13 protein-coding genes and 1 pseudogene are annotated in these 13,702 nt (G+C 63.0%); 7 read left to right on the forward strand and 7 right to left on the reverse strand.

The features are described from left to right. The first annotated feature begins 25 nt into the window (after positions 1-25). From ACZ5MJ_RS19425 to ACZ5MJ_RS19455, 7 genes are all read left to right on the forward strand, one after another. Positions 26-2,797: a glycoside hydrolase family 19 protein gene (locus ACZ5MJ_RS19425; RefSeq protein ID WP_464225241.1), complete on the forward strand. Its 2,772-nt coding sequence runs from the start codon at positions 26-28 to the stop codon at positions 2,795-2,797. A 10-nt stretch (positions 2,798-2,807) separates the two neighbouring features. Continuing rightward, complete coding sequence (locus tag ACZ5MJ_RS19430) at positions 2,808-3,341, forward strand: hypothetical protein (protein ID WP_464225243.1); 534 nt, start codon at positions 2,808-2,810, stop codon at positions 3,339-3,341. 197 nt (positions 3,342-3,538) lie between these two features. Next, entirely contained in the window at positions 3,539-4,168 is a 630-nt protein-coding gene (locus ACZ5MJ_RS19435) for a hypothetical protein (protein WP_464225244.1), read from the forward strand. Positions 4,169-4,262: 94 nt separating this feature from the next. After that, positions 4,263-4,475, forward strand: coding sequence for a PAAR domain-containing protein (locus ACZ5MJ_RS19440; protein WP_464226554.1), 213 nt, complete (start codon positions 4,263-4,265; stop codon positions 4,473-4,475). Between the two features lie 228 nt (positions 4,476-4,703). Then, complete coding sequence (locus ACZ5MJ_RS19445; RefSeq protein WP_464225245.1) at positions 4,704-6,017, forward strand: hemolysin family protein; 1,314 nt, start codon at positions 4,704-4,706, stop codon at positions 6,015-6,017. A gap of 344 nt (positions 6,018-6,361) precedes the next feature. Further along, positions 6,362-7,678 (forward strand): EAL domain-containing protein, encoded by a 1,317-nt coding sequence (locus ACZ5MJ_RS19450; RefSeq protein ID WP_464225246.1) that lies wholly within the window; start codon positions 6,362-6,364, stop codon positions 7,676-7,678. Positions 7,679-7,839: 161 nt separating this feature from the next. Further along, positions 7,840-7,971 carry an entericidin A/B family lipoprotein gene (locus tag ACZ5MJ_RS19455; protein ID WP_464225247.1) on the forward strand — a complete coding sequence of 44 codons (132 nt, stop codon included), beginning with the start codon at positions 7,840-7,842 and terminating at the stop codon, positions 7,969-7,971. Here the strand turns inward: ACZ5MJ_RS19455 and ACZ5MJ_RS19460 are convergent. The 7 genes and pseudogenes from ACZ5MJ_RS19460 to ACZ5MJ_RS19490 form a co-directional block, all read right to left on the reverse strand. After that, positions 7,962-8,285, reverse strand: coding sequence for a hypothetical protein (locus tag ACZ5MJ_RS19460; protein WP_464225248.1), 324 nt, complete (start codon positions 8,283-8,285; stop codon positions 7,962-7,964). The two genes, ACZ5MJ_RS19455 and ACZ5MJ_RS19460, sit on opposite strands and share 10 nt — an antisense overlap. Further along, positions 8,282-8,914 (reverse strand): glycoside hydrolase family 24 protein, encoded by a 633-nt coding sequence (locus ACZ5MJ_RS19465; protein ID WP_464225249.1) that lies wholly within the window; start codon positions 8,912-8,914, stop codon positions 8,282-8,284. The genes ACZ5MJ_RS19460 and ACZ5MJ_RS19465 overlap by 4 nt, the downstream gene beginning before the upstream one ends. An 87-nt stretch (positions 8,915-9,001) precedes the next feature. Further along, positions 9,002-10,636, reverse strand: coding sequence for a hypothetical protein (locus ACZ5MJ_RS19470; protein WP_464225250.1), 1,635 nt, complete (start codon positions 10,634-10,636; stop codon positions 9,002-9,004). A 4-nt stretch (positions 10,637-10,640) separates the two neighbouring features. Continuing rightward, the gene (locus tag ACZ5MJ_RS19475) at positions 10,641-11,321 is read right to left on the reverse strand and encodes a hypothetical protein (protein ID WP_464225251.1); all 681 of its coding nucleotides are present in this window, start codon (positions 11,319-11,321) and stop codon (positions 10,641-10,643) included. A 189-nt stretch (positions 11,322-11,510) separates the two neighbouring features. Then, a pseudogene (locus ACZ5MJ_RS19480) lies at positions 11,511-11,969 on the reverse strand (transposase); the annotation flags it as partial. A gap of 98 nt (positions 11,970-12,067) precedes the next feature. Continuing rightward, entirely contained in the window at positions 12,068-12,712 is a 645-nt protein-coding gene (locus tag ACZ5MJ_RS19485) for a bifunctional 4-hydroxy-2-oxoglutarate aldolase/2-dehydro-3-deoxy-phosphogluconate aldolase (RefSeq protein ID WP_464225252.1), read from the reverse strand. A 53-nt stretch (positions 12,713-12,765) separates the two neighbouring features. After that, positions 12,766-13,701: a sugar kinase gene (locus tag ACZ5MJ_RS19490; protein ID WP_464225253.1), complete on the reverse strand. Its 936-nt coding sequence runs from the start codon at positions 13,699-13,701 to the stop codon at positions 12,766-12,768. Between the last annotated feature and the right edge of the window lies 1 nt (position 13,702).

Raw genomic sequence — 13,702 nt, forward strand, 5'->3', positions numbered from 1 at the left:
CTACCTTGAAGACACACCGCAAGACATGGCCACTCAACCGCATCCCGCTCCCACCCCGTCACCGGCGCCCCGCCCGGCCCCGTCAGCGCCCGCCGCACTGACCTGGACGTATCCCTTTGCCGACGCCCAGAAGAAGGAAATCACTGATTCGCAAAAGTTCTATCACGCCTTGTCGCTCATGGATGACGGCCTCTTCCCGCTCGGGGTGAATGGCTTCCCGCATGGTGGCACGCATTTCGGCGGCGGCACCGCGCCCAGCCTCGACCAGACTGGCGGCGTGCGCTGCATCGCGGACGGCGAGATCGTCGCTTACCGGATCAATGATCGCTATCCGCACTTGCAATTCGCAGATGGCAAATGGGCGGCGTACTCGACGGGCTTCGTACTGGTGCGCCATCACCTGGCCTTGCCACCGGCGCCAAACAGCACGGGGCCGCAGCCCGCCGACGAAAAGCAAGACGTCTACAGCCTGTACCTGCATATGGCTGATTGGGGTACTTACCTGGCCGACGAGAAGCTGCGCCGCCCGTTCTGGTGGGACGTTGACGCCTTCCGGATTCTCGGCAAGGACCATCAGCATCCGGCGCCCGGCGGCGACGCACCCGCCGCGGCCGGCGCCTTCGTCTGGACTGAGCCGAAGGCGGGCAGGAAGCGGGGCCAGTTCACGGCGGGAAAGCAGGTCGCTTTCCTTCCGGCAAGCTGCGAGATTACCGTCGGTGAGAAACGCGGCGAGTGGGGACATATTCGTTCCATCATCATGGGCGCGATGATCAGCCCTACCGCCGGGGGAACATTTGGCTCGGAAGACCTGAACGTGCCATGGGAAGCGCCGGACGGCACACCCAACGCGCCGACCACCCCCAAGGACGACTGGGGCTGGATCGACCTGCGTGGCCACCAGCCCGCCAAGGAGCCCAGGCAGCTGGATCAGGTCGTCATACCGGGCACGCCGATACCGGTGAAAGCTGGCACGCCGCTGGGGCAGCTTGGCGAATACCACGACTACGAGCGCGCGACACCGCTGCCGCCCATCGCCCGGCGCCAGATACTGCACCTGGAAGTCTTTGCCGACGATGGCTTCAGCGCGTTCCTTGCCAAGAGCCGCGCCAGGGCTGCGCAATTGCCGGCGGACCAGCGCAGCTTGCTGGTTATCAATGCCGGGGCAAAGCCGGTGCAGGCCATTCCGGCGGCCGACCGCAAGCTGCGGCTTTACCATGCGGTAAAGAAGGTAGAACCCACCGCAGACAGCCCGACCGGCGGGCCGTGGGTCAAGGTGCAGCCGATGCATCTGGGAAGAATGGATGTCGCCTACCAGTCTGACGGTCCGCCGGTCTGGATCGAGCGCGCGAAGCTGGCAAACGCCGGGGATGACACGCCGGCCTGGAGCCGGTTCCCGCTGGACCTGCAAGGCGTCGCCGAACCGGCCAACGGCTTTCCGCTCATCCTCCCGCGCGGACATCTGGACGCCCTGGAGGCCAAAGACAAGGCCACCGACGACCAGAAGGTCAACTGGTGGCACGTACCGTTCAGCAGCGCCGATGGCAAGAATGCATGGGGCTGGGTATGCGAGAAGAACCACCCTGGCACGAAATGGGAAAGCCCGTGGGCCTGGCCCGGCTTCGAAACCGTGGACGCCACGGGCATCCAGATTGCCGATGCCTTCCGGCGCAATCTGGTCATCACCGGGGCTGCCAACTGGAAGGAACAGAAGGAGTTCGAGCCGTCCCTGGCGGCGGTGAACAACAGCGCGCTGTTGCTCAAGCTGGAGCAGACGGTAGCGAAACTGGACGCCGGGGATGGCAAAGGCAAGGGCGGCGGCAGGGTCACGGCGCGGGCCATCCAGTCAGCCATGCGCCTGCCGTCGCTCGCCCAGGCACTATCGCACGTCATTCTGCGCTACGAGAGCGAATGGGGTGGCGACATGAGCCGGTGGAATTCCATCACGCCCTTGATGCGCAATGCCAGGGACAACTGGCTGTGCGAACTGGAGCGGATCAAGAAGCTGCAATGGTGGGATGACGTGAAGGGCAAGGTGGCGGGTTTTCCGGCCAGCGCGACCGTGCTGCATATTCATCCGGTTGCGCTGGTTGCGAATTTCACGCGCACTGGCAGCAAGATTACCGTCGATATGCTTAGAGAAATATTTCCTGACGCTTCGGATGAAAATCTCAAGACAATTTCGAATGAACTGAATTCAAGATTAGTTGATTATAAGCTCAATTCTCGGCTTCGTCTTTCACATTTCTTCGCTCAGATAAGGCAGGAGGCTGGCTCATCTCTAAATACATCAGAAAACTTAAATTATCGCGCATCTGTTTTGTTGCAAAAATTCAGCTATTTTTCCCGTCACCCTCAGGAGGCTGAGCTTTACGGCCGGACCACGTCCCACTCGGCGCAACCAGAGGCAATTGCAAATCGTGCATATGCTCATAAAATCGGGAATGGTTCAGTGGAAAGTGGTGATGGCTGGAAGTATAGAGGAAGAGGCCTTAAGCAGCTAACTGGAAAATCAAACTATCAGGGATTTCAGAGTTTCTATCCATCATTATGGCCGGCGGATAATAAAAATTTCATGGAGGCTCCAGACTTGGTAGCTGAGATGTGCTACGCAGTGCGCTCCGCAGTCTACTTCTGGATATCAAATCGTCTTCCGGAAATCGCTGACAAGGGGAGTTCCGATGGAATTGTCGACGAAATTACGGCGGTCATAAATTTACATACAAATAGCTACGGAGAGCGGCGAGAGAATTTTCACGCCATTTGGAATGCCGGCCTTTTCTCGGACACCCTCCAATGAGGACTGGGGCATGAATCAAATTTCTAGAGCGACCATCTTCAATCTGCTGCTGGCATTTATCTTAGCAATACCTCGTATTTGTGTCGCACAAAAGCAAGTCTATCCAATTGTTTTTATGGGTGGAAAATTAGATGTTGAATTTGAAACCAAGCAAATTGCCGATGGAGAAGGCGTTGAGGCTCGCTTATTAGACCGGGATAACAAGCGAAGTATATTTGTTGCCAAATATGAGCCGGATGGTGGCAGCAAGCCAAGAATTGCAAGCATCTTCACAAATGGACGAAAGCCGAGGAAGCTTTTTGTGATTGTCGCATGGGGAGTTGATGCTCCCGCACTGAATACGGGCGGAAGCATCTATCAAGTATTTGTATATGATGAGAAGTTGGATGTCATCAATGGCGATTCTCATTTACGCGAAGACATCTCTCTTGGCAGGCGATTCGGCATTGGATTCGATGGAGTGCGCGAGGGAAGGCGAGTAACCTATAAGTATAAAAATGCATATGCAGTTCGCCACCAATTGATTTTATGGAATTATAGATAACATATTTAACATGATATTATAATTTTTTGGCTGGAGATTATGCAATCCGATCATCACAACCAAGAATGGAGGCAAGATTGATTTTTCACTTTACACTTTGCAAAATTCCACAATAATGAAAATTTACTTACGAAAGTGCCGTATTACCGATCAAGAGAGGCATGCAAGTCTCCAGAAACAGGGAATGCTATAAGGCAATGGCATTCTTTCAAAACATTGCCGCCTACGCGCTCATTTTCGAAGACGATGACGGAGACGCCTGCGCTGTCTCATCCACCACCGAGCATGGCCGTGCCATCACGTGCTTCCTGTCGCCATTCGATGCCATGCTCGAAGCAGGAATGAGGGGCGCACTCGGGCAGCCATGCCAAGTCGCGCCAGCATCGCTTCTCGATGGGAACTTGTTTCGAGACGCGGATGGCGCCGGCTTCATCGCCAACATCCATCTTGGCTGGCCGGCATGTGACGGATGCCTGCTACAGACGCCACGCGGTGCAGTCGGCAGATATTCCCGCGAAATGCATCACTGGGCGCGCGAGGCGCAAGGGTTCGAAGTGGATGCGCTAACGCTGGCGGAATTTGCCAAGTTGCGCGAAGCTGCGGGCCTGTTTGCCTGGCAGGAAACCAACAGAGAAATTTTGATGTGGGACGTTACCCGCCTGACCACGGCGCTTGGGCGTGGCGCTGAAACTATCGCCTTTACGCAAGGTGATATTGCCGACTGCAATCAAATCGCCATGTTCGACCCGGAGTTCGGCCAATGGCATTTTGTGCCCAAACCTTCTCAATTGGATGACGGCAGGCAACCCGACAGCAGCGCGACATGATTTCAAGGAATGGACAATGAACCGGCGTCATGACATTCTCAATGGCGACACTACTACGACAAGCGGTATTGTCATTGCGACCTCCCGGACCGAGATGCTTAACGGTCGGGCGTTGGCGTATGAGGGCGACCCCGTCTGGTGCCCGAAATGCAAGACCACGGGCAAGATAGTCTGCGTGGGCGAGCGGCTGCCCAATCGGGGGCCTGATGGCCGCGAACAGGCGTTGAGCTATGACTGGTGCCTGTGCAAGTGTGATCCAAAGCCGCGCTTGATCGCATCGCAGAGCGAGTCCGTGAGCATTGCATAGGCCCCTGCCGCACGGAATCGCAGAATCCAACCTTTGCCACGGACAGAAGTTTGACGCAGCCAACGATAACTATCTATTGAATATTTGGCATCGAGCTATCTCCACTGGTTATCGCTGCGCGGCCGGGACAGCCGCCACCATCGCCAGCCTGCCCGGCACCGGGTCGTCATGCGCGAATGGTATGCTTGGTCTTTTCGAACACCCGGCGCGCAAAGGGCGCGCACCCTGATGGAAATTGCCATATTACTGGCGCTGATTCTGCTGAACGGCCTGTTTGCGATGTCCGAGATCGCACTGGTCACAGCCCGCAAGGCACGCCTGCAACGCCAGATCGAGAACGGCGACCGCGGCGCCATTGCGGCGATCAAGCTGGGCGAGGATCCCACCCGCTTCCTGTCCACCGTGCAGATCGGCATCACGTCGATCGGCGTGCTCAACGGCGTGGTCGGCGAATCCACGCTGGCGCAGCCAATGGGCATCTGGCTCCAGGGCTTCGGGATCCCGGCTACGACAGCCGGCTATGTGGCAACCGCCATCGTGGTGGCGGGCCTGACCTACTTTTCCATCGTGCTGGGTGAGCTGGTGCCCAAGCGCCTGGGCCAGATGGCGCCCGAGGCCATTGCGCGCCTGGTGGCACGCCCGATCGGCTGGCTCGCGGTGGCCTCGACCCCCTTCGTCAAGCTGCTGTCCGGCTCCACGCGGCTGGTGCTGCGGCTGCTGGGCACCAAGGTCGACCGTGGCCCCGGCGTGACCGAGGAAGAAATCCATGCGCTGCTGGTCGAAGGCTCCGAAGCCGGTGTGATCGAGCAGCATGAGCACACCATGGTGCGCAACGTGTTCCGGCTGGACGACCGGCAGCTGGCGTCGCTGATGGTGCCGCGCGGGGACGTGGTCTACCTGGACGTGGAAGAGACGCTGGATGAAAACCTGCACCGTATCGAGGAATCCGACCACTCGCGCTTTCCGGTGGTGCGCGGCGGCATGCACGACATCATTGGTGTGGTCAGCGCGCGCCAGCTGCTGGCACGCCGGCTGCGGGGCGAGGAAGCCGACCTGAAGGGCGCGGCACAGCCAGCGGTGTTCGTGCCGGAGAGCGTGACGGGCATGGAACTGCTGGAGAACTTCCGCGGCTCCGGCGGCCAGATGGCCTTTGTCATCGACGAATACGGCGAAGTGCTGGGCCTGGTGACGCTGCAAGACCTGGTCGAGGCCATCACCGGCGAATTCAAGGCCGACGCTGCCGGCGAGGAATGGGCGGTGCAGCGCGACGATGGCTCGTGGCTCCTCGACGGCCTGATCCCGATCCCGGAACTGAAGGACCGCATCGGCTTGCGCCAGGTGCCCGAGGAAGAAAAGGAGCGCTACCACACCCTGTCCGGCATGCTGCTCCTGCTGCTGGGCCGCCTGCCCCAGATTGCCGACAGCGTGCAATGGGGCGACTGGCGCTTCGAGATCGTGGACATGGACGGCAAGCGCATCGACAAGGTGCTGGCCCAGCGCCTGCCGCCGCAGGACGGTCCCGAGGAAGAAACCACTGGCTGATGGCCGAAGCCAGCCCTGCTGGCGCCTTCGGGTCCGGTTGCCTGCCGCTGCCGGATTCCGGCGGCGGCGTCAATCGCGGATCAAACCCAACTGATGCTGCATTGATCTAGATCAAATTTTGGTTGTGAATCAGTCACTTTGGCGCGATTTGCGATATCTGTGCGCTCCCCTTGGCTTATGATCGGGCTTCGTGGCCCGCATGCGGCCGCGGCACGCATGGCGCTGCCATGCTGACGAATGCCACGGTACCGCGCCTGCGGACTGCCGAAGGACCATAACTAGTACACGGAGACGCGGGCGAAGCAAGGGCAAGGGCCATTGTCCGGCTGCGCGCAAGACCATTCATGCATCCTGATGCAGACGATATCGCCGCGCCCCCTGCCAGGGGCGCGAGTAGCGCGATGCAGCCGTCCGCCCTGGTTTCCGCGCTGACGGCACGCCGCGCCCGCGCCGGTCAGCCGGCAGCCATCCTTTCCATCCGCCTGGACCGCTTTGCCAGCGCCTGCGAGACCCTCGGCGCCCGGCGCGCGGCCAGGCTGCAGGCCATCGTCCAGGCCCGCATCGCCTGCCTGCTGCCGCCGGGCGCCGTGATGCACTGGATGGCGGCGGCGGACCTGGTGATCATCACTGCGCTGCCCGACGGCGCGCCCGACCCGGAGTCGGTAGCCAGCCGCCTGGCCGACGACCTGTCCCGGCCGTTTGCGCTGGATGGCTTTGAACTGTTTATTTCCTGCAGCATCGGCGTGGCCACGGACCATCCGGACATCCCAGCCGAGCGCAGCCTGCAGCAGGCCTTCGACGCCATGCTGCGGGTCAACCGCCAGGGCGGCGATGGCCTCGCCCGCGCCGACAAGCCAGCCTCCCCGGCCGCCGCCCCGCTGCTGGCGGCGCTGCCCGACGCGCTGGAACGCGGCGAGCTGAGCCTGCAGCTGCAGCCGCGCGCCGACTTTGCCGGTGCCGCGGTCAGCGGCTACACCGTGCGGCTGCGCTGGCAGCACCCGGTTCTCGGCCGTGTCGCGCCGCAGGATTTCCTGCCCGCGGTGGAGTCGCTGGGACTGGTCGGCCGGATCGGCAACTGGCTGCTGGAAAGCGTGCTGCCGCTGGTGCGCGCCGCCGAGCCGATCGCCCCATTTCAGTTCACGCTGCTGGCCTCGAGCGCGCAACTGCACCGCCCGCAGATGGTGGAAGCCCTGGCCCAGGCACTCGATGCGGGCGGCATTGCGCCGCAGCGGCTATGTATCGAACTGCCGGCCAGCACGGTGCCGGCCGACGCCGATATCATCGCCCGCTTTACCGCACTGCGCCGGTGCGGCCTGCAACTGGCGCTGGGCGATTTCGACGACAGCCCCGCCTGCCGCCAGGCACTGGCAGCGCTGCAACCGGACAGCGTCACCCTGGACGTGCGCAGGCTGGGCCATGTGCCCGAGGCCGGCGACCGCGCCGAAAGCCTGCGCGAAGCCTGCCGGCTGGCCCGGCGCGCCGGTGCCTCGGTCTGCGCCAAGGGCATCGAGACCCGCCAGCAGCTGGACGCGGTGCGCGCCTGGGGTTGCCAGAGCGTCCAGGGCTACCTGCTGGCGCAGCCGTTCCCTGCCGCATGGCTGCTGCAGACCCATGCGGCGATCCAGCTGCGCGCCCGGGAGTTGCTGGCGCCACCCGCCTGAGCGCGTCGGCCATGTGCCGGGTGCCGGCCGTTGCCGCGGTTGCACGATTTACAAATTGGCACATACCAGATATCAACACCGCTCACAGCGGCGGTAAAATCTGCGTCAATCCCTAAATCGACGAATCTCTCGATTCTCAAACATCTCAAAAGGAGCCCGGCGTGAAGAAAGGTTGGATCTGGTGCGTTTTGTTTGCCACCCTGTTGGCTGGCTGCAACACGATGGCGGGGCTCGGCCAGGACATTCAGCGCGGTGGCCAGAAGCTCGAAAACTCGGCGGACCGTCACAAGTAAGCCGCCGGCCCGGTCCGACGCGGCCCGGTCCGCGTCGATATGAAAACGGCACGCCATGCGGCGCCCGGTGCAAAGATGCCCTGCACCGTGCCGCGCGCTGCCGCGCTGCCGCCGTACAGCGTGTTGCCCAGGTCGCCCAGGTTGGCGGCGAGGCTCGCCCAGGCCGGCAGCTTGCCGCCGCTGTTGGCGATCGGACGCAGCGTGCCGGTGGTCGGTGCTGCCGCCGCGCGCGCGGCGCTCGGCTTCATGAACTGATAGGCCGCGAAGGCCAGCCCCACCAGCGCCATGCCGGTCAGAATGTCATCGTTTTTCATGCGAGGTTTCCTCCTGCGTTCTGGTAGGTCGCCAGCAGCGTAGACAGCGCGCTTTCGCGCTGGCCGTACCCTGCCCCCGGCAGGCTTGCCCAGGTCTTGCGGCACTTGGTGATGGCGCTGGCGATGTTGCCGGCATACACGTCCGACAGCGCGCCGTTGCGGCGGATCAGCTCAGCCGCGGCAGCATCCTGAGAGGCCGGCGAAAAGTCCGTCAGGCCCAGGTAGCGGCTCACCCAATCCCAGGTGTTCGTTCTGATCTGGCCCGGCATTTCGGCCATGATCAGATAGCGGCCAGCGGCGTAGCTGTATCCATAGCGCGTCTGCACCACGATGCGCGGATGCGCGCTGTAGTCGCAGAAGGTGCCGCCACCCACCACGATGTTGTAGCCATCGTCGCCCCGGCCCTTGGTGCCCTCGCTCATGGCGATCATGTCCAGGAAGGCGCGCAGATTTTGGTTCGTCATGTCCGAGGTATCGAAGTTGAACAAGGTGGACAGGTCGTATTCGCTGCCCACGGTATCGCCGCCTGCGTCCGCACTGGGATCCGCCAGCGTGGCCGATGCGTTGGCGCTGTAGGCCGCCGCCATCAAGGCAGCGGCGCCAGCCGTGAGCAGGAGTGCGCTGCGCATCGTTACGCCGTGCTGCTGTCGGTCGGCCCAACGTGGCGAGCTGTTGCAGCGCGCTTTGCAGAGCTGCATTACCGCTGCCCGATCCCGTTACGGCTGGCTTCGGTTGCGTGCCTTGGCCGTCATAGAACGATTTTTCCCGTTGGATACCGAGGAGATCGATGCGCAGACATTATTTTCCGCCACCAGATCGGTGAAAAACTGGTAGCTGGCTGTCACGCCGCCGATTAGGATGTTATTGAGAAACCGCACGCCCGACCCAGTAGCGCCGTTTGAGCTGAATCCGAGCGGCGAAACGGCATTCGTCTTGTAGCCGTTGCCGTTGATGAGGTTCCCCTGCACCACCGTATTGGAACCCGTCACGATGATGGTCTTGTCACTGCCTGCCGTGCCGCCATCAAAGCCAGATTCATACAAAATTGAGTTGTTCGCAATGACGCAGTTGCTCCACGCCTGTATTTGCGTACGCGTGGCGGCGGTCTGCGTGGTGACGTGGATAAAGTTGCCGCTCGCCACATACTGCGTGCCCTCTACCAGTCCAACAATGATCTGCTTGCAGCCGTAGAAGGTATTTCCCTTGATGACTGTCTGACCGGTGTTTTGCAGTCGAATGGCATCGCCCGCACCCGAAAACATGTTCTCGGTGATGATGTTGGGCGCTACCTTGTACGCGTCGGTGGTGATGTTGGCCTGAATGCCGGTCACGCCCGCCGCGTTGCCGTTGGTCCAGGCGATGTTATTGCGCGTGATGATCGTGCCGTAGCTTTGCGCCACCTCGATCGCGTAGCCGTTCGGCCAGTTCAGGATTTCGTTGCCGGAAATCACGGCGCCGTAGGCCACGGCCGAAATGCCGAAGTAGGTCGCGGCCGCACCTCCGATGATCGTGTTATTGACGATGCGGGTGCCGCGCAAAATGTTCCCGGACGCCACCTGCATGTAGTCCTCGATACCCATGCGTGCCGGCGCTGCGATGCGGTTGCTATCCAGCACGCAGCCATAGCCTTCGCGGGTGTTCGAAGTGCCTGATCCGCTCATGCCGTTCTGTACCGCATTGATGATGCTGTTTCCGCGCGCGACGGTGAACCGCGCGCCCCCGTCGCTGTAGCGGATCCCGCAAGCGGTCAGGTTGTTATCGACAATCTGGTTATAGTCGGCCGCCCCGGTGACGTTGATGCCGTCCGGGATGTTGTTGCCGGTCAGATCGATACTGCACCCACGCACCACGTTGTAGGACGAGCCATTGAGGCGCACCGCGCAGACGAAGCCCGACCCACCCAGGGTAAATGCCGTGGCCGATGGCTTGATCGACAGGCCCACGAGTCGCGAGCTGGCGTCGCCCGTGAAATCGAAATGGATGCCCAGCGAATCGAGCAATCCAGTCTTGGCGTTGCCGGCCTTCAGTGACGATCCAGTGAAGTCGAGATTGCGCCCACCCGGCACCGACAGTGTGGTGTTGATGAGATACGTAGCCCCCGCCACCGGCGTGAGATTCACGGTAGCGTTAATGGCGGCCTGTAGCGCGGCCGTATGGTCGAGCACCGGGGCGCCAGACAAGGCATCCGCCTGTTGGGCGCCCGTCATGAAATCAAACGGACTCGCGGTGTCACGCAGCTTGTCCTGCACCGTGCGCGTCGCCGCGCCGGCGCCTGCCGGCAGGTAGCCGACGAGCGACGCGCCCGCTACTGCAGCCAGCCGCGCCAGAAAGTTTCGCCTCAGTTCGCTCATGCCTTCACCGTTTGGTGCTGACCGCCGGCACGTGGGTGCCATCACCGATGGCCCACCACGCCGCGCCCGGCGCGTCGGTTTCGTTCCAGAAGTCGCCCGGATTGAGCACCAGCACAGCATTGGCGTAGGTGCCCGCGTTCGTTTCCACGATGGCCACCGGGTATTGCGTTGAATTGTAGATGCGCAGCGCGCGGCGCGTCGCATCGGCCGCTATCACCGCCACCGGCTCCCCGACCGGCACCGCCACCTGGACGGGGTTAGCGACGGTCAACCCGAGATTCGTCCAGATGTTCGTGGCCGTCACGTTGATGGTGGCGCCGCCCACATCGACCGGAATGTGGTCCGTGTCGCTCGATGCCACCAGCTTGACCGGTACGGGCGATCCGTTGCCATTGGACACGGTCACGGTCTGCGTGGTGATTTGCAGATCGATATCGCCTTCGGTCACGATGAACTTCACATTGCTGTCCACGGTCGCCGTAATGACGAGGCCGTCAAAGCCACGCAGCGGTCGTGCCTTGAAGCCGGCCCCCACCGCCGATACGGAGTACTCGGTGGCGCCGCGCTGCATGAAGGCCACGTCCAGATTGCTGCCCTGGTCGGCGGACTGGATCAGGAGCGCGGTGCCCCGCACGCCTACGGGCGTAGCGACGCCCGCCCGAAATAGCTGCTTGATGGTCTGCATGTCAGGCCGCCTTTTTCATGATCGGCGCGAGCGCCACAATGCCGACCACCACAAGCGCGCCGATGACAATCACGCGCTGGTTTCCCGTTTTGCTGTCCTGGTAGGCAGCCGTCACGCTGTCGGTGGCGCTCCGGTATGCGGCTGCGCGGTCGCTCGCGGCGCCCCGGTATGCGTCGGCAATGGCGGCTGGCTGTCGTGCACCGAGGCCGGCGTGACATGCGTGTCGGTAATGATGGCGTGCTTGGCGTCGACCGTGCGGTGGTCCAGGTAGAAGAAGCCCGTGGGCTTATCGTCGGCGTCGGTGTAGCGCCGGCGGCGGTTATGCGAGAAGGTCGAGGCGTCCGGCACGTTGTCGGTCAGGCGGAAGCCGGCAAACCAGCGGTAGGCGACGTTGACCTGCACCTCGCGCATCAGCTGGCGCTTGCTGCGCGCGCCGAACAGGTAGCCAATGAACAGCAGCTTGAACATCACCACCGGATCGAGCGCCGGGCGTCCGCTGTCGGCGCAGTACAGGTGCGCCACCTTAGTCCAGATGAACTCGAAATCGACCGCAGCATCGATCTTGCGCAGCAGGTGATTAGCTGGCACCAACGATTCCAGCATCACCATCTCCAGCTCGTGCTGGTAAGGGGCAGGCGTCTTGAGCATCACGCCATTATGAACAAAGCCTCCCGCGATGGGGAGGCTTTGTCAGCAATCTGACGGCACGCCATGCGGCGTGCCGTTTTTCATTGCGCTGCAGGTGCTCAGCCCTTGTTGCGCAGCGCCTTCGCCTGTTCGGCCAGCGTGCGGATGCGGCCCCAGTCGCCGCTGGCGACGGCGTCCTTGGGCACCACCCACGAACCGCCCACGCAGACCACGTTGGGCAGCGCCAGGTAGGTCGGGGCCAGTGCGGCGTCGATGCCGCCGGTCGGACAGAAGCGCAGTTGCGGCAGCGGCCCGCCCAGCGACTTCAGCATCGGCACCCCGCCCGCGGCCTGCGCCGGGAAAAACTTGAGGAAGGTGAAGCCGGCTTCGAGCGCGGCCATGGCCTCGCTGGCGGTGGCCACGCCCGGCAGCAGCGAGATGCCCGCGCCCTGCGCGCCCTCGGCCAGCGCCGGGGTCAGGCCGGGCGATACGGCAAACTGCGCGCCCGCATCGCGCACGGCGTGCAGTTGCTCGACGTTCAGCACCGTGCCGGCGCCGACGCAGGCCTGAGGCAAGGCTGCCGCCACGGCCTTGATCGCTTCCAGCGCCACCGGGGTGCGCAGCGTGATCTCAAGCAGCGGCAAGCCGCCGGTGACCAGCGCCTCGCTGACGTGCAGGGCCTCGTCGACCGAGTGGAATTCCAGCACCGGGATCACCGGCACGTCGGCAAGGCGTTGAAGCAGCGGGGAAATCTGGTTTTGCATGGCTGTCTCGGAGTGGATGGGTTGCAGGAAAACAGGGATTCAGCGCGACCGGGTCACGCGATGACCGACACCGACTGCGCCAGCCGGGCCAGCACGGTCTGCGCATCGGGGATCGGCGCCACCGCGCCATAGCCGGTGGTCGACAGTGCCGCGGCCACGTTGGCATAGCGCGCCGCCTCGAACGGATCGGCGCCCGCGGCCAGGCGCGCGACAAAGCTGCCGCCGAAGCAGTCGCCGGCGCCGGTGGCATCCACCGGCTTGACCGGGTACGGCGGCACCAGCGCGCGAGCTTCGGGCGTGGCCACGTAGGAGCCCTCCTCGCCCAGCTTCAGCGCGACCAGGCCGATGCCGCACTCGAGCAGGTAGTCGGCGATGGCGTCGCGATCGTCCAGGCCGGTCAGCACGGTGATGTCGTCCCAGCTCGGCAGGCACACGTCGGTCATCCTGAAGGCCTCGCGCATGATGCCGCGCGCGCGCGCCAGCGACCACAGGCGCAGCCGCAGGTTGGTGTCCAGCGTGACCTTGGTGCCGGCCTTGCGCGCATGCTCCATCGCATCCAGGCCGGCATCGCAGGCGCTGGTGCTGATGGCCAGGCTGATGCCGGACAGGTACAGGTAGCGCGCCGCCGCGATCGCGCCCAGCGGCAGCAGTTCATGCTGGTAGCGGCTGGCGGCGGAGCCTTCGCGCAGGTAGTCGAAGCGGTGGCCGTGGTTGTCGTGCGAGACAAAGTAGACGCCGGTGGGCGCACCCGCGTCGATGTGCACATGGCGGGTGTCGACCCGCTCCTGCGTCCACAGCGCGCGCAGGCGTTCGCCGAAGGTGTCGGCCCCGACCGCGCTGATATAGCCGGTGCTGGCGCCCTGCCGCGCAGCGGCGATGCAGAAATTGGAAGTGTCGCCGCCAAAGCCCTGCAGGTAGCGCGACGGATCGTCGGGCTGCTGGTTGAACTCCACCAGCGGCTCGCCATAGGCCAGGATATCGATGCTCATG

It is taken from the genome of Cupriavidus sp. LA-1 (assembly GCF_055385985.1).